Source organism: Pontixanthobacter luteolus (assembly GCF_009828095.1).
Lineage (GTDB): Bacteria > Pseudomonadota > Alphaproteobacteria > Sphingomonadales > Sphingomonadaceae > Pontixanthobacter > Pontixanthobacter luteolus.
In genome coordinates, this window is sequence record NZ_WTYP01000001.1 from 1,395,930 (window position 1) to 1,415,315 (window position 19,386).

General features: G+C 60.5%; 20 protein-coding genes. 10 read left to right on the forward strand and 10 right to left on the reverse strand.

Annotated features, from left to right (window positions below):
- The 3 genes from GRI43_RS06775 to GRI43_RS14025 are packed head-to-tail and all read right to left on the reverse strand — an operon-like array spanning position 1 to position 2,171.
- The gene (locus GRI43_RS06775; protein ID WP_160730251.1) at positions 1-786 is read right to left on the reverse strand and encodes a hypothetical protein; all 786 of its coding nucleotides are present in this window, start codon (positions 784-786) and stop codon (positions 1-3) included.
- Positions 787-842: 56 nt separating this feature from the next.
- On the reverse strand, positions 843-1,961 hold the full coding sequence (locus GRI43_RS06780) for an NAD(P) transhydrogenase subunit alpha (protein ID WP_160730252.1): 1,119 nt from the start codon (positions 1,959-1,961) through the stop codon (positions 843-845).
- A 12-nt stretch (positions 1,962-1,973) separates the two neighbouring features.
- On the reverse strand, positions 1,974-2,171 hold the full coding sequence (locus GRI43_RS14025) for an aa3-type cytochrome c oxidase subunit IV (RefSeq protein WP_268893574.1): 198 nt from the start codon (positions 2,169-2,171) through the stop codon (positions 1,974-1,976).
- Between the two features lie 91 nt (positions 2,172-2,262).
- On the opposite strand from GRI43_RS14025, the gene GRI43_RS06790 reads away from it, so the two are divergent.
- A complete protein-coding gene (locus GRI43_RS06790) occupies positions 2,263-3,684 on the forward strand; it encodes a sigma-54-dependent transcriptional regulator (RefSeq protein WP_160730254.1) in 1,422 nt (473 codons plus the stop codon).
- A gap of 17 nt (positions 3,685-3,701) precedes the next feature.
- Here GRI43_RS06790 and GRI43_RS06795 read toward each other — a convergent pair whose 3' ends face one another.
- On the reverse strand, positions 3,702-5,183 hold the full coding sequence (locus GRI43_RS06795) for a vanadium-dependent haloperoxidase (protein WP_160730255.1): 1,482 nt from the start codon (positions 5,181-5,183) through the stop codon (positions 3,702-3,704).
- A gap of 157 nt (positions 5,184-5,340) precedes the next feature.
- Here GRI43_RS06795 and GRI43_RS06800 point away from each other — a divergent pair, with 157 nt between their 5' ends.
- Positions 5,341-5,784 (forward strand): hypothetical protein, encoded by a 444-nt coding sequence (locus tag GRI43_RS06800; RefSeq protein WP_160730256.1) that lies wholly within the window; start codon positions 5,341-5,343, stop codon positions 5,782-5,784.
- Here GRI43_RS06800 and folP read toward each other — a convergent pair.
- The 5 genes from folP to GRI43_RS06825 all read right to left on the reverse strand — a co-directional run bounded on the left by folP (position 5,753) and on the right by GRI43_RS06825 (position 10,803).
- On the reverse strand, positions 5,753-6,868 hold the full coding sequence (gene folP / locus GRI43_RS06805; protein WP_160730257.1) for a dihydropteroate synthase: 1,116 nt from the start codon (positions 6,866-6,868) through the stop codon (positions 5,753-5,755). The two genes, GRI43_RS06800 and folP, sit on opposite strands and share 32 nt — an antisense overlap.
- 181 nt (positions 6,869-7,049) lie before the next feature.
- A complete protein-coding gene (locus GRI43_RS06810) occupies positions 7,050-8,192 on the reverse strand; it encodes a site-specific DNA-methyltransferase (protein WP_160730258.1) in 1,143 nt (380 codons plus the stop codon).
- Between the two features lie 199 nt (positions 8,193-8,391).
- Positions 8,392-9,318 (reverse strand): calcium/sodium antiporter, encoded by a 927-nt coding sequence (locus GRI43_RS06815; RefSeq protein ID WP_160730259.1) that lies wholly within the window; start codon positions 9,316-9,318, stop codon positions 8,392-8,394.
- The gene (gene nhaA, locus GRI43_RS06820; RefSeq protein ID WP_420849995.1) at positions 9,315-10,496 is read right to left on the reverse strand and encodes a Na+/H+ antiporter NhaA; all 1,182 of its coding nucleotides are present in this window, start codon (positions 10,494-10,496) and stop codon (positions 9,315-9,317) included. Before nhaA ends, GRI43_RS06815 begins: the two co-directional genes overlap by 4 nt.
- Positions 10,497-10,629: 133 nt before the next feature.
- Positions 10,630-10,803 (reverse strand): HP1242/YdcH family protein, encoded by a 174-nt coding sequence (locus GRI43_RS06825; protein ID WP_160730260.1) that lies wholly within the window; start codon positions 10,801-10,803, stop codon positions 10,630-10,632.
- Between the two features lie 99 nt (positions 10,804-10,902).
- Between GRI43_RS06825 and GRI43_RS06830 the strand changes: the two genes are divergently transcribed.
- Positions 10,903-11,802, forward strand: coding sequence for a hydrogen peroxide-inducible genes activator (locus tag GRI43_RS06830; protein ID WP_160730261.1), 900 nt, complete (start codon positions 10,903-10,905; stop codon positions 11,800-11,802).
- A 15-nt stretch (positions 11,803-11,817) separates the two neighbouring features.
- Here GRI43_RS06830 and GRI43_RS06835 read toward each other — a convergent pair whose 3' ends face one another.
- Positions 11,818-12,453, reverse strand: coding sequence for a ribonuclease HII (locus GRI43_RS06835; protein WP_160730262.1), 636 nt, complete (start codon positions 12,451-12,453; stop codon positions 11,818-11,820).
- Between GRI43_RS06835 and GRI43_RS06840 the strand changes: the two genes are divergently transcribed.
- The 7 genes from GRI43_RS06840 (at position 12,452) to GRI43_RS06870 (ending at position 19,334) form a co-directional block, all read left to right on the forward strand.
- Positions 12,452-13,636, forward strand: a complete 1,185-nt coding sequence (locus tag GRI43_RS06840; protein WP_160730263.1) for a PQQ-dependent sugar dehydrogenase — start codon at positions 12,452-12,454, stop codon at positions 13,634-13,636. The two genes, GRI43_RS06835 and GRI43_RS06840, sit on opposite strands and share 2 nt — an antisense overlap.
- An 80-nt stretch (positions 13,637-13,716) precedes the next feature.
- Positions 13,717-14,253 carry a GNAT family N-acetyltransferase gene (locus tag GRI43_RS06845; RefSeq protein ID WP_160730264.1) on the forward strand — a complete coding sequence of 179 codons (537 nt, stop codon included), beginning with the start codon at positions 13,717-13,719 and terminating at the stop codon, positions 14,251-14,253.
- Positions 14,254-14,319: 66 nt separating this feature from the next.
- Positions 14,320-14,868 carry a DUF1285 domain-containing protein gene (locus GRI43_RS06850; protein ID WP_160730265.1) on the forward strand — a complete coding sequence of 183 codons (549 nt, stop codon included), beginning with the start codon at positions 14,320-14,322 and terminating at the stop codon, positions 14,866-14,868.
- On the forward strand, positions 14,865-15,470 hold the full coding sequence (locus GRI43_RS06855; RefSeq protein WP_160730266.1) for a CoA pyrophosphatase: 606 nt from the start codon (positions 14,865-14,867) through the stop codon (positions 15,468-15,470). The genes GRI43_RS06850 and GRI43_RS06855 overlap by 4 nt, the downstream gene beginning before the upstream one ends.
- A 7-nt stretch (positions 15,471-15,477) precedes the next feature.
- Positions 15,478-16,668 carry a CCA tRNA nucleotidyltransferase gene (locus GRI43_RS06860; RefSeq protein ID WP_160730267.1) on the forward strand — a complete coding sequence of 397 codons (1,191 nt, stop codon included), beginning with the start codon at positions 15,478-15,480 and terminating at the stop codon, positions 16,666-16,668.
- Between the two features lie 251 nt (positions 16,669-16,919).
- Positions 16,920-18,527, forward strand: a complete 1,608-nt coding sequence (locus GRI43_RS06865) for a DEAD/DEAH box helicase (RefSeq protein WP_160730268.1) — start codon at positions 16,920-16,922, stop codon at positions 18,525-18,527.
- Positions 18,528-18,827: 300 nt separating this feature from the next.
- The gene (locus GRI43_RS06870; protein WP_160730269.1) at positions 18,828-19,334 is read left to right on the forward strand and encodes a hypothetical protein; all 507 of its coding nucleotides are present in this window, start codon (positions 18,828-18,830) and stop codon (positions 19,332-19,334) included.
- Positions 19,335-19,386: the final 52 nt, after the last annotated feature.

Sequence of the window (19,386 nt, forward strand, 5' to 3'; positions counted from 1 at the left end):
TCAGTCTCCCAGGAAGGCCGGGAGCTTGCTCACCACCGCCATTCCGCCATTGCTATCACCAACAAGCACCACCGAAGGATCTGCCTTAACATTCGCAAGGACCCGATCATCGATAATCGAATTCACAGTAAATTGACCGTTCATTGCCATCACGGTGTTTCCTACACGTTCGGTGCGCGCCACACCTTCTTCGGCTTTGCCGGTACCCTTGTCGAGCGCAACCGCGACGCCCAATTTTGAAAGGTCGGGTTTGCCATAAATCCGGAAAGTCATACGATAACCTGCGCTGAATTCAGTCGGCTTCATTTCCTCGTAGGCTGAACCCTGTTGCAGCGCCTTCGCCTTCTTCAGATTCCCGCTGGGCGTAAGCGCCGAACCGTATTTGTCGAAAACGTTGAATGACAAATCGAAGATGCCGTCATTGTCGGTATCCACGAGGCATGGGCGTTTATCCAAAGCAGGAATGAACAACGATTTGGCTGCGTTGCCGGCGGATCGATCCTTCACCGTGCAGAACGCTGATTTGCCTGTCTCCTCGACGACGCGGAAAAGCTCGGTCCCCGCAGGGATCGTCTTTCCCTTGTCAGTAACCGCGTCAGCCATGAGGCGAACTGCGCGCGCAGGCACAAGCGATTGCTCGAAAATTGGCAGGCTTGTAGTCCCTGCCAAATCTCCTTGCTCGCCTTGGGGGACAAGATTCCAGATGGAATACAGCCTTTTCGCATGCGCCGGCTGAGCGGTCATCGCCAATGCCATACCAGCCAAGGCGATCTGCAATTTGATCATTCTGTCCCCTCTTAGAATTTTCTCTCCAGCCCCTAAGCCAGAGACTGGCCCAAAAGTTATGCCAGCCGGTCGTTCACCACTTCCCCGCCCTGCGTCAGCCGGACGGCATCGCCGATCTCCTCGTCGAGGATCGGTTTGCCCGCTTCCTTGTCCCAGAAGGCCGAGAGGAAGTTGTAGAGGTTGCGCGCGAACAGGGCCGAGGCATCAGCAGGCAAATGCGCCGGCGTGTTGGAATATCCCATGATCGTAACGCCGTGTTTTTCAACCAGCGTATCGGGCGCCGAACCCTCGACATTACCGCCTTGCGCCACCGCAAGGTCGAAGATCACGCTGCCGGGCTTCATGCTCGCGATCTGCGCGTCCGAAATCAGTCGCGGTGCCGCCCGCCCCGGTATCAGGGCGGTGGTGATCACGATATCCTGCTTGGCGATGTGCGAACTTACCAATTCGGCCTGCGCCTTCTGGTATTCCTCCGACATCTCAGTGGCATAACCGCCACTTCCCTCGCCTTCGATCCCGGCCACGTCTTCCACGAAGACAGGCTTTGCGCCGAGCGATTGTATCTGTTCCCTGGTGGCCGAGCGCACATCGGTTGCCGAAACCTGCGCGCCCAAGCGTTTGGCAGTTGCAATCGCTTGCAGACCGGCAACGCCAACCCCCATCACGAAAACTTTTGCCGCCTGAATTGTACCGGCAGCGGTCATCATCATGGGGAATGCGCGGCCATACGTATCGGCAGAGGCGATTACCGCCTTGTACCCGGCAAGGTTGGACTGGCTCGAAAGCACATCCATGCTTTGTGCGCGGGTGATGCGCGGCATGAATTCCATCGACAACGCTTCCAGCCCGGCTTTCGCGTAGGCTTCTACCCTGTCCTTGCGGCCGAATGGATCGAAAGTGGCGGCGACCCATGCACCATTTGACGCGCCTTTCAGCGTATCCACATCGGGCGCCTGCACGCCCAGGATGATGCTGGCCCCTGCGACCGTTTTGTCTGCAGGGCCGACTTTCGCACCCGCTGCCTTATAGTCGGCATCTGAAATCGACGCAGCCTCCCCCGCGCCGGTTTCAACCGCAACACTCGCACCCAAAGCGATGAATTTCTTCACCGTTTCAGGAGTGACCGACACGCGCTTTTCCCCCGCCGCGCGTTCTTTCAGGGCTGCTATGTGCAAAGCGATACTGGCTTAGTTCGCAATAAGCATGACAATGATCGCCGTGATTACCGCGATCAGCGGGACCGACCATTTGAGATTGGAAATGAAGCTGCTGTAGGTCTTTTCTGCTGCTTTCATGTCGTTTGCCGAAGCCATCGTAAGTCTTCCTCGAGATAAAGTATTTGAATTGCTGGGTGCGGGTTTATCGCGGTGCCCGCTGCGCTTCAAGCCCGCCGAAGCGGTTCTTAGCCTTAATCGGAACTTTACCCATCGTCCCTAAATGGGTCGCCTGTACCGCTACGGGACGGTTTGGGAAATTATGTCAGACAGCGAATCACGCCTTTTAATGCTGATCGATGATGAGCCGGCACAGAGCCGGCTGATCACCGCACTCGCCGCGCGCGATGGTTGGCGCACGCTGGTGGCCAAGGATTCCGAGACGGCGATTGCCATGCTCGGCACGCGCCAGGGGATGCAGTGTTCTGCGATCATACTCGATCAATGGGTGCCCGGCGATGATGCCTGCTCGCTGATTGAGGAATTGAAGGCACGGCGGCCGGCGATGCCGATCCTGATGTTGACCACCAGTGCGAGCCCGCTGCTTGCGGTGGAGGCTATGCGGGCCGGTGCCACTGATTATCTTATCAAACCCGTTTCACCCGACCGCCTGATGCAGGCATTGCGCAGCTCCACGCGGATCGAGGCACCCAAAGACGAATTGCAGCCGCTGACAGAGAAGCTGAACGCTTCGCTGGATTTCGACGCCATGATCGGAAACGCACCCGATTTCCGTGCCGCCCTTGCCAAGGCAGCCAAGACAGCGCGAGGGCACGGTCCGGTGCTGATCGAAGGGGAACGCGGCACGGGCAAGGAAATGCTGCTGCGCGCGATGCACGCGGCCAGCCCGCGCTCCAAGAGCGTAATCCGTCTGATTAACGCCCGCAGCGTTCCGGCCAACTCGATAGAATCGGTGCTGTTCGGACATGAACAAAACGCCTTTCCCGGCGCTTTCGACCGGCAAGTGGGCGCTCTGCAGCATTGCGATGGCGGCACACTTATCCTCGACGAAATCGACCGTTTGAGCGAAGATTTGCAGGCAAAGCTCGCGGAAACCTTGTCCACCGGTATTGTGCGCCCGGTCGGTGCAAAGCACGGCTTCCGCGTCGATGTCAGGATCCTCAGCGCCAGCAATCTGCCCTTGGCGGACCTGAATGATGCTGGCCATTTTCATCCCGATCTCCTGAAAGAGATTTCGCAGACGAAGATTACCCTTCCGCCGCTGCGCAAGCGGCCCGGGGACATTCCGGCCCTGACCCGCCATTTCCTCGCGCGGATCGGGGAACAGCCCGGCCTCAGGCATATGTCCATCAGCGAAAGCGCACTTTCGCTGCTTCAAGCGTTCGACTGGCCAGGCAACGTCCGCCAGTTGCAGGCTGTGCTGTTTCGGGCTGCGGTGTTCTGCGACCGCGAGACGCTGACGGTGGAAAGCTTCCCGCAGCTGGTCGAAGTGGTTGGCGACTTCGCCGATGAGGCCGCAAGCCCCCTGCAGGAAGGCGTTGGCATCATGCTCTACACGGCGGACGGCAATCTGAGGCCGCTGGAAGAAATCGAGGCCGATGTAATCCGGCTGGCCATCGGTCATTACCGCGGCAGGATGACAGAGGTCGCCCGGCGCCTCGGAATCGGCCGGTCGACGCTCTACCGCAAGCTCGGAGATCTCGGCATGGGTGACGCTGCCTGAACGGCAGACGTCGCCCTCTATCCGAACAAATCCTGCGCCCGCTCGTGCACCAGCTTGCCGACGCTGCGGCCCATTTTCAGACCTTCAATATTATCCGACTGGATGTGATAGCCGCCATAGATGCGCGAAATTCCCGCCATTTCCGCCGTCTCGGTAAATGTCGGTAGATAGAGGCGCACATCTTCGCCCAGCGCATCGGGTTCCGTGATTTCGCCAGGGTGGCGGATCAGTTCCGCCCCGAATGCATCATCCCCCGTGAACAGGCGCAGTCCTTCCGCGCACGCGGCGCTGACAGTGCTGTGCCCCGAAACGTAACTGGGAAATGGCGGGCTGACGAACACGTATGGCGAGTAGGGATACCATTCGGAACCCTTCAGCTCGATGGTGCCCTTGCCAGGTCCGCCCCACCCCTTGATCATCCGCTCGCCGTAGTAATGCCGCACGAGGGTCCATGGACGCGAGGTGTCCCAATATCGCTTCGAATCCCATGAAGCGATAAACGCATCGTGCGCTGTCTGACCGATCTGGAAGAACATCTTCACGTCGGCATCGAGGTCATTTCCGTCACGGCGCGAGATATCCTGAGCAAAACGCAGCCAATGCCCAGATTGGCCGGTGGAAGACGGCCCGTCGCGCATGAACTCGACCAACCCCTTCTGCTCGTCGGAGAGGCCCGCATTGAATGCGATAACTTCGTCCACCTCGTCGCGGAGTTCTTCAGACCCAACCCTTGGCGGCTCCGGCGCACGGAACTGATCGCACGAACTCAGGGCAAACGCTTTAACCCGGTACCAGTGCGGGGTGAGAAAGCCCGGCGCAAAGGTGCTCCCGTCGTCACGACGAAACGTGATCGGTTGCCAGCGATCCGGGTGGTATACCCGGTCAGGCGGATTGGCCGGCGAATATTGGGTGTAGTCCGAATAGGGGGTGCCAGCCGATCCCGCTTCGTCACCCAGCTGGTTCGCGCCGTCACGGTGGCATTCGCTGGCCATTGTTTCAGCTACCAACGTGCCAATTCCGGCCGCGTTGCTGCGTCCGGGAACCGCCAGTTCAGGCCGGTAGCCGAAGCCGCGAAGCGCCGCGTGAACAGTGGCGACATTTTCCGGGTAAAGATCGATCAAAGCGCCGGCTGCGGCATAGCTGATCGCTTCGCGTTTGTTCGCATCGGTCCGGTTTGCCTGTGGCTGACGCAATGAGGCCCCAAACAGGACACCGCGTGCCTTGCCGTCATACGCCGCCCACGCTTCGTACATTGCACCCGTGACGATGGCCATCGCCCGCGCAAGTACGGTTGGCCGCGCTTCGTTGCGCCTGACGTCCTCTGCCGCGATGTTCTGGAGGACATCGACCCAGTGATACGCCAGAGACTGGGCCTGCCCGCCCACCGATTTGCCGGTGTGCTGGATCCGCACTTCTCCTGCGTGAAGCGGCGCCGAGAAGCTAGCACCGCCCAACAGGCCGAGTACCGAACCGGATTTCAAAAAGTTTCGTCTCTGCATGATTCCCCCTGGCTGCTGGCGTAAATGCAGAAGCCGTTTTTGCAAAGCCCCACAAGCTCGATGGCGGTGATTTTTGCCGCCCCCGCATAGTGCGAATTGTTAGGATGTTTCGCTGTATGGAAACTGTGACGAAGCCAATTTTTGCCCGGGATGCGACATGACAGACAGCAAGTTTCAACAGGTATGCGACAGCCTTTCCAAGGTTGTCGATGGGGACCAGTTCGAAAGGTATCGCTGGGGCCGTGACGAAGCACCCAAACTGAAGCGACTTGCCGAATTGACCCGCGAAGCATTTTCAGGCCGCGAGGACTTCGAATTGACCGAAGAAGGTGCGACCAGCGAGCTGAAACGTTACGTCATCAAGGTGCACGGCAAGCGCACCATCGCGGTCGCTTTGACCTATGAAGCAGGCAAGGCGGTTATCCGGACTGAATCCGTAAACCGCAGTGCCTATGCCGCTGCTCCCGGTGATCCGATCGCCATCGACTATGAAAACGTCGACGAGGAATGGATCGCAAAGGCGATGCAGGCCGCGTTCAGCCGCATCCGCCAGGCCGGCGGCGCGCATTCTAGCCCGCAGGAAGCTCAGCAAAGTCAGTAAGCGCCGCATCGCGCAAACCGCGCCACACATTGCGCGCCTGAACGACCGCCGCGGCGTCATGGACACGGTGCAACTGCACGCCTGCATTCATCCCTGCAATCGATAGCGCGATGCTGCCGCCCAGCCGGTCCTCGGCAGGTGCCTCGTTCGACAACGCGCCAATCATCCGTTTGCGGCTTGCACCTAGCAGCAATGGCTGACCCAGTGCATGAAACAGCGGCAGCGCGTTGATCAGAGAAAGGTTCTCCGACAGCGTCTTGCCGAAACCGATGCCCGGATCGAGGATTATGTTGCCCCGTTCCAGCCCGGCTTCCAAGGCGCGGTCACGTGCAGCCTTCAGCCAATCGAACACATCGAACACCACGTTTGAATAATCGCCATTGGCGTGCAGGTCTTCGCCTTCACCGGGTGCATGCATCAGCACCACCGGACATTGCCGTGCCGCACACAGTTCAAGGCTGCGCGGATCGTGCCGCAATGCCGATACGTCGTTGATGATGTGCGCACCCGCATCCAGCGCCGCCTCCATCACTGCCGGTCGCCGCGTATCGACACTGATTGCGGCGCCCATTCCGGCACAATATTCGACTGCGGGAAGCACCCGTTTCAGTTCGTCGCCTTCCCATGTGGCGGGTGCGCCAGGACGCGTGCTTTCCCCGCCGATATCGACCAGCGCCGCACCAGCTTCCAGCATGGCAGAGGCGTGCGCCCTGCCTGCTGCGGGATCATCGAGGAATTCGCCGCCATCGCTGAAACTGTCAGGCGTGACGTTGAGGATGCCCATGATCTGCGGCTGGTCCAGCGGCACGGTTCGCTCGCCCAGTTTCAGCGGGGCGTGTGCTGTTGTCAGCCCGGCCCATTGCTCGCCCGCATCCGCAGCAACGCCATCTGGCAGGTCAGCAAGAATTTCCTCCACCGTTTCGGGCGATCCGAGCGAACGCTCGATCACCTGACCGCTGCGCGTCACGATCACGGCAAAGCGGTGCGCGTAGACCATCCCGCCTGCCAGACGGATCGCATCGCCATGCTCCGCCTGCGGGCTGAGTGTGAGGCCAATCGGGCGAATGTATACCTTGTCTGTCATGCCGCGACCCTAAGCTGAAATCCTACAGGATGGAACACATGGAACACAGTCCTGAAACTGGAATCATCGGAGCAATTTGCACGGCACAAAGTCATGAAGCGAGGCTAGCGTGGCACCGGACCTGTAGGACAGGATCAATGCTCTCCACTGCCGCGTCAAACCGCCGACAACTCAGCCGATATCAATCCTCAACCGCGAGCAGATAGGTCTGCCGGACGGCGTCGATCGGTTCGACCTTGTCACCGATTTCCATGTGCCAGAATGTCCAGCCGTTACAGCTTGGAGCGCCCTGCAATTCCTTGCCGAGCCCATGAATCGATCCGGTCTGCTTTTCGTAAACCAGCGATCCGTCAGCACGGACTTTCGCGACCCAGCGGCGTTTCTTGTCGAACACCTCGGTGCCCGGTTTGATATAGCCGTTCTCGACCAGCGCGCCGAACGCCACCTTGGGCGCATTGCGCTTGCTCTGCATGGTTTGCAGCGCGCTTTCGTCCAGCGGCAATTCCTTCTCGATCCGTTTCAGCGCGGCCTGCGTATAATTGCTTTCCCGCTCGCAGCCGATCCATTCGCGGCCTAGCCTTTTCGCGACTGCACCGGTCGTACCGGTACCGAAAAACGGGTCGAGAACCACGTCGCCCTTTTCCGTTGTTGCAAGCATCACGCGGTAAAGCAGCGCCTCAGGCTTTTGTGTCGGGTGCACTTTCGTGCCGCCTTCCTTCAGCCGTTCCTGGCCGCCGCAAATGGGCAGCACCCAGTCGCTACGCATCTGCAGTTCGTCATTCAGTGTTTTCATGGCGCGGTAATTGAAGTGGTATTTCGCTTTCTCACCCTGCGAACACCACAGCAGCGTTTCATGCGCATTGGTGAAACGCGTGCCTTTGAAATTGGGCATCGGGTTGCTTTTGCGCCAGACGATGTCGTTGAGAATCCAGAAGCCCAAATCCTGCAGGATCGCGCCGACGCGGTAGATGTTATGGTAACTGCCGATAACCCAAAGCGCGCCGTCGGGTTTCAGGATACGCTTTGCCTCGGTCAGCCATTCACGAGTAAAATCATCATAAATCTTGAAGCTATCGAACTGGTCCCAATGATCGGTGACCGCGTCGACCTGGCTGCCATCGGGGCGGTTCAGATCCCCGCCCAGCTGAAGGTTATATGGCGGATCAGCAAAGACGAGGTCGATGCTGGCATCGGGGATGGAGCGCATGGCCTCCACACAGTCGCCCGACAGGATTTGCCCCAGCGGCAAATCCGGTTTCGTTACTTCTGCTTTGGCGCGTTTCGTTTTGGCCGCGCGCATCCGTGTGGTCTCGATGACCCCCATCTTGTCTTTTCCCTTCCTGAGTTATCCACAGGGTGAGTCCAAGCAGACTCCACGTCAAGGAAAGAGTTTTGGGGCCCTATGGTTAACAGCCCGCTAACCAAGAAAGAACGAAAAGAGTCCCCCACAAGATGTTGAGACTCATGGCATTTGGCAGACTCGACATGATGGGGTGTTGCGCGAAAGACTCGGCTGGCCGAATTTATGCAAGGATCAGGGCAATGTTGGCAATGAATGCGGCGAGCAAGACCGCGCCGAGCACGCGGCCGATCCGGTCGGCAAACCAGCACAACAGCAAAACCATCAGCGCAGTCGCAGCCACCATCGGCAGTTCGATATCCACCAGCTCGGCCGGAATGGCGACCGGGGAAATGGCCATCGTCGCCCCGCCAATCAGCAGGATATTGTAGATGTTCGATCCGACCACATTGCCCAGTGCCAGGCCCGATTTCCCGCGCAGCGCGGCAGCGACAGAGGCGGCCAGTTCCGGCAGCGAAGTGCCGATCGCGACCACGGTCAGACCGATAACCGTTTCGCTGAGGCCGGCAAAGCGCGCCACGTCCACAGCGCCGTCGACCAGATATTTACCCCCGGCTATCAGCGCGGCAACGCCGATCGCGAACAGCACGACTGATTTCCACAAGGCGGGAATTTCATCCTCGTCTTCATGCTCGTCTTCGTCGGCCGGACGCGGGTGGCGGTATCTCCACACGATATAGATCGTCAGCAGCGCGAGCAGCGCGGCGCCCAGCCATGGTGATGCGAAACCGCCCAATGCGAGCAGCCACAACATAACCGATGCGCTGAAGGCGACGACGGCGTCGCGTCTGCCGGTACCGGTCAGGATGATCGGCGCGACCAGCGCGGCCGCGCCCAAAATCAGCAGGGTATTGGCCAGGTTCGACCCGGCAATATTGCCCCAGGCGATTTCGGGCGAGCCGATCAGGGCCGCCTGAACACTGGCGACCATTTCCGGCATGGAAGTCGCCGCACCGACAATTACCAGTCCCGTGACAAGGTTTGAAATCCCCATCCGCCGGGCAAGGCCAACGGCCCCGCGAACCAGCAGCTCGCCGCCCAGCCCCAGTCCGACCAGGCCAGCAAGGATCAGCAATATTGCAGTTGTCATTTAGTCGCCTTGGATGCGGAGCGCAGGATTGCGATGCCGGCCACTGCAGAAACCAGCGATCCCGACAACACACCAAGTTTGACCGCGGCGATTTGTTCCGGGGATGCAAAGGCAAGGTTCCCGATAAACAGGCTCATGGTGAAGCCGATACCTGCAATCAGCGACAGCCCCCATATCTGCGCCCAGCTAATGCCCTGCGGCAGATTGGCGATGCCCAGCCTGGTGGCGATCCACGCAAAGCCGACGATGCCCAGTTGCTTACCGACGATCAGGCCCAGCGCGATGCCCAGCGGCAGCGGCGCGATCAGGGCGGCCATTTCCACATCGAGCAAGCCGACACCGGCGTTGGCGAAAGCGAAGATCGGCACGACCAGGAATGCAACCCACGGGTGCAGACCATGCTCCATATGCTCAAGCATCTTTTCACCGCCCCGGCTGGTTACCGGGATCGTCATCGCCAGCGCCACACCCGCCAGCGTTGCATGGACGCCGGATTTCAGCACGAAATACCACAGGGCAACGCCCAGCAGAATGTAAGGCAGGCGCGATCCGACACGTGCGCGTCCGATCAGCAGCAGCAGCGCGAATACAATCGCGGCGGCAATCAGCATCCCGGTTTCAACGCCGGGGGTATAAAACAGCGCGATAATCACGATCGCCCCGATGTCATCGATGACAGCAATCGCCAGCAACAGCGCCTTGAGCGCGACCGGCACACGCTTGCCCAGCAGCGCAAGGATGCCCAAGGCAAAGGCGATGTCAGTGGCAGCAGGGATCGCCCAGCCCGCCATGTTCTCGCTCTGACCCCAGTTGATCGATGTGAACACCAGCGCCGGCAGGACCATTCCGCCCAGCGCAGCGAACAGCGGCAGGGAAGACTGTTTCCAGCTTGATAACTGTCCGGTCAGAGCCTCGCGCTTCACCTCGAGCCCGACGAGCAGGAAAAACAGCGCCATAAGACCATCGTTGATCCATAAGAGGGCAGATTTCTCCACTCCCCCACCGCCTATCGTGACTGCAACCGGCGTCTGGAGAAGGCCCGCATACCATCCGGCAAGGCCGCTATTGGCCACGATCAGTGCAGCAGCAGCAGCGATCATCAGCACGATCCCGCCCGCGCTTTCTTCCTTCATGAAGTCGCGCAGATATTTTGCGGATGCCTCGACGGCGGTGGTTATGGCCACGATGTTTGCCCTTAAAAAAGCGGCGCCGCGGTGAAATTCCGCGGACGCCGCTGTGGTTCATTCTGTTTAGGTGACGGCACCGGGGTCACAGGAGGGGGGTTGGTTCCCCGGCGCCGCCGATGCGAGGTCACTGGACCGCGGGTTCTCCACGTGCCTGGACCTGTGCAATACGGTCTTTCAATTGCAGACGAATACGCTTGAGTATCTTCACTTCCTCTTGCTTGCCTGCCGCCTTGCTGGTGTCGATCAAACGATCGATCCGGCGGTGCCGCAAACGCAATTTCTTGAGGTAGCCATTCATCTCACTCTCCTGAATTTGCCCTGTTGGCCACTATATCGCATCGCCGGTTTGATAATTCCAATTGTTAGTTATCGCTCTTTCTGATAGAAAATATCTATCATGCCTTCACTCCGCCAGCTGGAATATCTGATCGCTATCGAGGACGCGGCCCATTTCGGGCGGGCTGCAGCAGAGATGAATGTCACCCAGCCGACGCTCAGCCAGCAGGTGAAGGAAATGGAACTGCGCCTCGGGTCGAAACTGATCGATCGAGGCCGCCCGGTTCGCCTGACCCCGATCGGGCGCGAAATTGCCAGCCGCGCCCGCCGTGTGCTGCGCGATATCGGTGAAATCCGCGCGATTGCAGAGCGCGGGAAAGACGGAATGGCCGGTACTATCCGGCTGGGCGTTTCACCGACAATCGGCCCCTATCTGATGCCGCGCGCAGTGGTGCGGTTGCACCGCGAATTCCCCAGCCTCAGGCTCTATATCCGTGAAGGGATCCCGGCAGACCATTTTGCCGATCTGCGCAATGGCCGGCTCGACATGATGCTCGCCCCCTTGCCGGTAATCGGCAGAGATATGCACGTGCAGCCATTGTTTGACGAACCCCTGCAAATGGTCGGCGCGCCCGATCATCGCTTGTTCGCCAAACGCCATTTGCAGCCCGGCGATTTTGCCGGCGAGCCTGTCCTCAGCCTCGACCGGCGGCACCCGTCGCATGGTCAGACCGAACAGATTTGCGAGGAAATGGGCGCCGACCTTCTGCGCGATTACGAAGGGACCAGCCTGGACAGTCTGCGCCAGATGGCCGGGTCAGGTTTGGGCCTGGCGCTGCTGCCGGAACTGTATCTGCGCGCAGAAACCGGCGGTGAAGACATGGTCCGCCGCTTCGAAATCGATGACTGGGCGCCCAAACGCTCGATAGCGGCCGTCTGGCGCGAAGGCGCAGCGTTCGCCAGCAGCTTCGCCGTGATCGCTGAAATCGCCGCCTCAGAAGCTCGCGAAATTCTCGCCTGAGCCGCTGCAGGCAGCCTATATCAGGCTGAGCTGCGCAACCGGCGCGAAGCTTCTGCGGTGATGCGGCGTCGGGCCGTGTTCGCGCAGCGCGGCCATGTGGTCTTTCGTACCGTAACCCTTGTTCCGTTCCCAGCCATATTGCGGATACTCAGCCGCCGCATGCCGCATCATCCGGTCACGCCATTCCTTGGCGACGATCGAGGCTGCGGATATCGCAGGTTCTAGCGCGTCACCGCCGACAATCGGCCGCCCTTTGCCCCATGCGGCCTCGTCCCATTCGCCGCAGCGCCCGCATGGCGACATATTCCCGTCGATCAGCACAGCCTTAGGGGCGCCGTCGAGAACCGAGCATAGCCGGTTCACCGCCAGCGTCATGGCGAGCATTGTCGCGCCGAGGATATTAAGCTCGTCGATCTGCTTCACATCCACGATGCCGACCGCCCATGCGCATGTGCCCCGGATCGTTTCATCCAGCACCGCGCGCCGTTTTGCGGTAAGCTTCTTGGAATCGTCGAGGCCGTCCGGGCAAGGGTTGCACAGAACCACGGCACCGGCCACAACCGGCCCCGCCAAGGGGCCGCGTCCGGCCTCGTCCACCCCGATGGTGAAGCCTTCGGCACCAAATTGCCGGTCAGGAGTTACAGCTAACATGACTATCTCGAAAAACGCCCTTCTCGCCCTCGCGCTATCACCCGCTGCCATCGCGCTATCAAGCTGCGAGGCCAATGGATCGGTGGAAACCGCCACTGAGACACAGGCTGTCGCCGGTGCCAAAGAAGCAGGCACCTTCGGACCGTTCAGCGTGACGGAACACGGCACTTTCAATGAGCCTTGGGCCGCCGCGTTCGAACCGACAACCGGCAATCTGTTCATCACTGAAAAGTCGGGCCAGATTAAATTCTTCCAACCTGAAAACGGCAAGATCGGCACGGTGTCCGGCGTACCGGCGGTCGATTACGGAGGACAGGGCGGATTAGGCGACATCGCCTTTGCGCCCGATTACGATCAGAGCGGGTTGATCTATCTGAGCTGGGCAGAGGCTGGCGACGGCGACACACGCGGCGCTGTTGTTGGCCGCGGCAAGCTTGCCTGCGGCGGCGCGAGCGCCTGCTCGATCAACGATCTAGAAATAATCTGGCGCCAGGCACCCAAAGTCACCGGACGCGGACATTATTCGCACCGGATCGCGTTTTCGCCTGACGGGCAGCATCTGTATATCGCCTCGGGCGACAGGCAGAAAATGCAGCCCGCGCAGGATACCTCCAACACGCTTGGCACTATCGTCAGGCTCAACCTCGACGGGACGCCGGCCGCGGGAAATCCGATGGCTGACAAGGGCGGAAAGACCAGCGAGATATGGTCCTATGGTCACCGCAACATCCTGGGCATGGACTTCGATGCGCAGGGCCGCCTTTGGGAAACCGAGCACGGCCCGGCTGGCGGCGATGAATTCAATCTTGTGAAAGCGGGTTCCAATTACGGTTGGCCGGTGGTGTCAGACGGTAACCATTATGACGGCGAAAAAATCCCGAACAATTCGACCCGCCCGGACCTAGCCGGATCGGCAATCACCTGGACGCCGGTTATCGCGCCGGGGGATATGGTGTTCTATAAAGGCAACCTGTTCAGCGATTGGCAGGGCGATGCCCTGATCGCGGGTCTTAAAACCAACGCCATCATCCACGTCAAAGTGGATGGTGATACGGCACGGGAAGCTGCGCGATACGAATTCGAAAACCGCCTTCGCACCATTGATACCGGACCTGACGGCGCGCTGTGGGTGCTTGAAGACGGCGAAGGCGGACGATTGCTGCGTCTCACCCCGCAAAACTGATGGGCGAGAGCTGAACCTTACCCGCTGCTAGCTGAAATTGATCGACAGGGCGCGAAGTGCGTCCTATCGGCGCGCGCATCGTGGCAACCATAGTCCCCCTTTCCAATGTCGATGCCGACCTGATCGAGCAACTGCTCGACCGCGCTTTTGGCGAAGGGCGGCAGGCGCGCACAGCCTATCGTATCCGCGAAGGTACCGATTGGCTGGAGGCGCTGAGCTTTGCCGCGCTGGATGAAGACGATTACCTCGCCGGTACGATCCAGCTTTGGCCCGTCGCGCTGACGGACCCCGAAGGGCGCAACCATCCGCTGATCATGGTCGGCCCGGTGGCCGTTCTGCCGGAAAAGCAGCACGAAGGATACGGCAAGGCCTTGATGCTGGCGGCTCTGGGCGCGCTGGCCCCGCAGTCACCGCTTCCGCAGGTGATGATCGGCGATCCTGAATATTACGGGCGTTTCTTCGGCTTCTCTGCTGCACCGACCGGCAAATGGCATTGCCCCGGCCCGTTCGAGCAATCGCGCCTGCTGGTCCGGTGCGAGAACCCGGCGATCCTTCCGGCAGAAGGTATGCTGGGGCCCTGGCCTTCCGATTTCAATCCAGAGGCCGGCACAGACTAACCCTGCCCGATGGCCTGATCTGGCCCCTTGGCGTTATGCTGCAAGTCTGGCATCGCAATCAGACCAATGCCTTACGAACCACCCCCCGAACTCGCCGGACTGACCCTGTCCGAAATTGCCCAACAGGTTGCCGCGCGCAAACTGCCGCCGGTCGAAAGCTGGAATCCTGCGCAGGAAACAGACAGCCTGATGCGGATCGCGGCCGATGGTCAATGGTATCACGATGGCGGATTGATCCGGCGGCACGCGATGGTGCGGGCCTTTTCCGGTTTGCTGGTGCGCGATGAAGACGGCCAGCACTGGCTGGTTACGCCGTTCGAGAAAGCGCGGATCGAGGTCGAGGACGCGGCGCTGATCGCAGTCGACGTCAGTCAGCGCGGCGACGGGCTGGCATTCCGCCTGAACACCGATGATCTGGTGGTTGCCGGACCGGAAAACCGCCTGGTGGCACGCGGCGACGAAGAAACCCCGTCGATATATTTGCAGGTGCGCCGCGGGCTGGAGGCAAAGCTGAACCGCAGCACGTATCAGCAACTGGCCGAAATCGCGCTGGCGGCAGGCGATGACTGGACCGTATCCAGCCTTGGTGAAACTTTCACGCTTCTGCCTGCATGAGCGCGCTGTTCGACCGGCTTTCAGCCCTGTTCGAACTGGGCCACCGCGAGCCGATCCCCGATCTGCTGAGCGATGAACGCTTCGCCGTGGCAGAGCGAACCGCGAAAGCGGCGGTGCTGATCGCGGTGACCGACCGGGCAGAACCGGGCGTAATCCTGACCCAGCGGCCAACCACCATGCGTGACCATCCCGGGCAGGTCGCTTTCCCCGGCGGGAAGCTGGACAGCGGCGAAGGTCCGGTTGAAGCCGCCTTGAGAGAGGCGCATGAGGAATTGGCCCTGCACCCCCAGCACGTGCAGCTGATCGGCACCAGCGACCGGTACCAGACAGGAACCGGGTTCGACATTACCCCGGTGCTTGGCGTGGTCCCGCCCGATCTTCCGCTGACAGCGCACCCGCGCGAGGTGGAGGCATGGTTCGAAGTCCCGCTGCGCGTCGTATTCGAACGCAGCAACTGGACGGAGAACGAGGTGTTCTGGCGCGGCCGGACACGGCGCTATCTGGAAATGGACTGGGAAGGCTTCCGCATCTGGGGCGTGACAGCCGCTATCATCGCCAATTTGTCGCGGCGGATTGAAATAGAGGCACTTCTCGGTGAATAGGGGCGCGATGGCCGAAACCAAACTCGAAGCAGACTGGCTGCACCGTGAAGACCTGGCGATGCTGGTCGATGCCCTTGGGGCAGAGGATATGCGCTGGGTCGGCGGATCGGTGCGCGACACGCTGCTGGGTATCGAAGTGGCCGATATCGATGCCGCCACCATGCATGAACCGCAGGAAGTCATTCGGCGCCTGAAAGAAGCTGGCATACGGAGCGTGCCCACAGGCCTTGATCATGGCACCATTACCGCGCTGATGCCCGGCGGGCCGGTAGAGATTACCACCTTGCGAAAGGATGTCTCGACTGACGGCCGCCGTGCGACCGTCGCCTTCGCTAGCAATTGGCGCGACGATGCCGCCAGACGAGACTTCACAATCAATGCGCTGTACGCGCATCCCGTGACCGGGCTAGTCACGGATTATTTCGGCGGGCTGGAAGACCTGGCAGCGCGCCGCGTTCGCTTTATCGGCAACGCTCATGAAAGAATTCGCGAGGATCACCTGCGTATTCTCCGCTATTTCCGGTTTCAGGCGCGGTTTGGCTCTCAGCTAGATGAAATTGCCGAGCAGGCGTGCAGCGAACTTGCCGAAACCCTCAAAGGGCTGAGCCGGGAACGGGTGGCGAAGGAATTGCTGCTCCTGCTGGGTCTGCCTGATCCGCACTCGACCGTTGCCAGAATGCGCAAACTCGGTGTGATGCAGGTGGTCATGCCTGAGAGCGGGGCACACCAACTCGACGTTCTTGAGCGGCTGATCGCACGTGAGAAGGCAGAGCGAGTGAAGCCTGACGGACTGCGCCGGCTGGCCGCAATGGTGCCTACGGTTCCGCCAGTCGCGGAAACCATCGCCTCGCGGCTGAGATTGTCCCGCGCACAGCGGGAACGGCTGGTTTCTGTTTCAAAACGCTTGGCAGACGATGCCGAAAACGCCCGCGCCCTCGCTTATCGCAAAGGTATGGAGATTGCGGTCGACCGCGTCTTGCTTGTCGGCGGATCGATCGAAAAATTGCGCGGCTGGGAGGTCCCAACCTTCCCCCTCAAAGGCGGGGAGATCGTTCAGCGAGGGGTCGGCGCCGGGCCTGAGGTCGCGCGCATTTTGCAGGGCATTCAGAACTTATGGGTGGCAGAAGGCTTCCCCGACCGGGAGCGCGTACTCTCCCTTCTGGACGAAGAGCTGGAGCGGCGCGAACAGGCCAGTTGACGTAATTTGATTGCTTATTGCAGCGCCCCACCCTACATGGCGCTCAACGTCCGGCGCGGGAATTGTCCTGCGAAATCGGCTGCGAGCGTGAACTTCCCCTTACAAACAAGGGTTTAGTCCCGCATCCGGTGCACGGAATTTGCGTTGATCGCATTGCTTCCCTTTTCACGCTTGGGTCGCCGTAAGGACCCCTTGGCGCCCGGAATCCCTCTTTTGTTGGGCTTCCGACCGGCGCCCAATGAAAGTATTTTATGTCTTATTTTGAAAAACTCGGCCTCGCCGAACCCATTCTTCGCGCCCTCAATACCAAAGGCTATACAGAGCCGACACCAATTCAGCGCGAATCCATTCCGGCGCTGCTCGACGGCCGCGATCTGCTGGGCATCGCCCAGACCGGCACCGGCAAGACCGCCGCATTCTCGCTGCCTTCGCTTCACCGCTTGGCCGCAAATCCGAAAGGCCGCATTCCAGCTGGCTGCCGGATGCTGATCCTGTCGCCTACCCGCGAACTGGCCGCGCAGATTGCCGAGAACATGCGCGAGTATGCGCGCTTTCTCGACCTGTCGGTTCAGTGCATTTTCGGCGGCGTCCCTGCCCGTCAACAAGCCCGCAAGTTGGTCCCCGGCTGCGACGTACTGGTCGCCACTCCGGGCCGCCTGCTCGACCTGATCGAACAGCGCGCGCTAAGCCTGCAGCATGTCGAAATCTTCGTCCTCGACGAAGCCGACCAGATGATGGATCTGGGCTTTATCAAGCCGTTGACCCGCATCGCCAACATGCTGCCGCAGGAACGCCAGAGCCTGTTCTTCTCCGCCACCATGCCGCAAACGATCGCCGATCTGGGCAAGCGCTTCATCCGCAACCCAGTGCGCGTGGAGGTTGCCCCGCAATCGACCACCGCTGAACGTGTCGACCAGTTCGTGACGTTTATCGACCAGCGCGAAAAGCAGGCCTTGCTCACGCTGACCCTGCGCAAGGGCCTGACCAATGGCGAGATCGAAAGCGCGCTTGTCTTCACGCGTACGAAACACGGCGCCGACCGCGTCGTCCGCCATCTCGTGGCAGCTGGCATCAACGCTGCTGCCATTCACGGTAACAAGTCGCAAGCGCAGCGCACCCGCGCGCTGGACGGTTTCCGCCGTGGCAGCATTCCCGTGCTGGTTGCGACCGACATTGCCGCACGCGGCATCGATGTTCCGGGCGTCAGCGCGGTGTTCAATTTCGAGATTCCGAACGTGTCAGAACAATATGTTCACCGCATCGGCCGCACCGCGCGTGCCGGACGCAGCGGCATCGCGATCGCCTATGTCGCACCGGATGAAAAACCGTACATTCGCGATATCGAGAAACTGACCGGTCAGCGTCTTACACCGGCCAATCTGCCCGACGATTTCGTCGATCAGGCAAAAGGCCTGCCTGCCCCAGCCCGCAAGGGCACCGGTGCAGAGCGTAGCGATGACGACCGCAGCGCACGTTTCCGCAAGGGCAGTAACGCCGGAAGAGGCGGCGCTGGCGGAAATCGCCGTGATCGCCCGGCCAAGGCCAATGGTGCCGGTGGCCGCGACCGCAAATGGCGCGATGCAGAGGGCCGCTCCCCCGATCAGGGCGAGTACCGGAGCCGCGAAGACCGCGATCGCCGGAACCGCGGCGGCGGACACGATTCGACCGGCAACGGATCGGGCGAAAACTTCGCCCGCCCCAAAAATGTCAGTCACAAGAAAGGCCCGGTCACCAAACCCGTGATCGAGGCAAAACGTACCAATGACAGCAAACCGGCGGCGAAAAAACCGCACCGCAAGGGTGGCAGGCCGCAGGGCGCAGCCAGCGGGAACCGTCCGGTACGCCGCCACCAATCATGATCCAAACGCGCTGAGATCAGTGCTTGAGGCCAGCTTCAGGCCAGCTTCAGGCCAGCTTCAGGATTGTTTCGCTATAAACCGGGTGTTGCGTTCTTCTCCATGATTTGGAAAAGAGCGCGACGTCCAGAAATCTGCGGGCTGAAATCTGCGGGGACGAACATAAGCCCATGCTGGCCGCTCCGCTGTATTGTGCGGAGCAGGTTTCAGCGCACGGGCATTTCCTGAGCGATCGCTTGTTGCGCCGGTTTCCGGCTGTGCTGTGGCGACTGGTCGCCTGAACGACGAACTTGGAGCGTATTGATGAAATTCATGAAACTGGCCACCCTCTCCGCAATCGCGGCAGCCAGCCTTTCCACCTCTGCCTTCGCCGCACCTGCGGTTGGCGATACAATCACCGGCCCAGAAGGCGGCACCGTTGGCACGGTTGAAGCTGTGGCTGACGGCATGGTCACCTTCAACACCGGCAAGCACAACGTGACGTTGCCGACCGAATCCTTCGGTGAAGGCGATACCGGCCCGACGATCACTGTCACTAAGACCTATCTTGATGACGCGATGGACGCAGAAATCGTCAAGGCAGCAGCAGCACGCGATGCTCTGCTCGTCGAAGGCGCAGCCGTTCTGAGCGCGAACCAGCAGCCGCTGGGCGTGGTCGAAAGCGTTGACGGTGACACTGTAGTCGTCGCCCATGCCGATGGCCCGGTCAGCCTTCTGCGCGAGCACTTCGTTGCACGCGAAGCCAATCTGATGGCGCTTTTCACCAATGAACAGATCAAGACGACGATCGCTGCCAATTCGGCAAGCTAAGTCGCAGCCCTTGAAGGGTCGCAAAGAAGGGCCGGTGCGTATCAGCGCACCG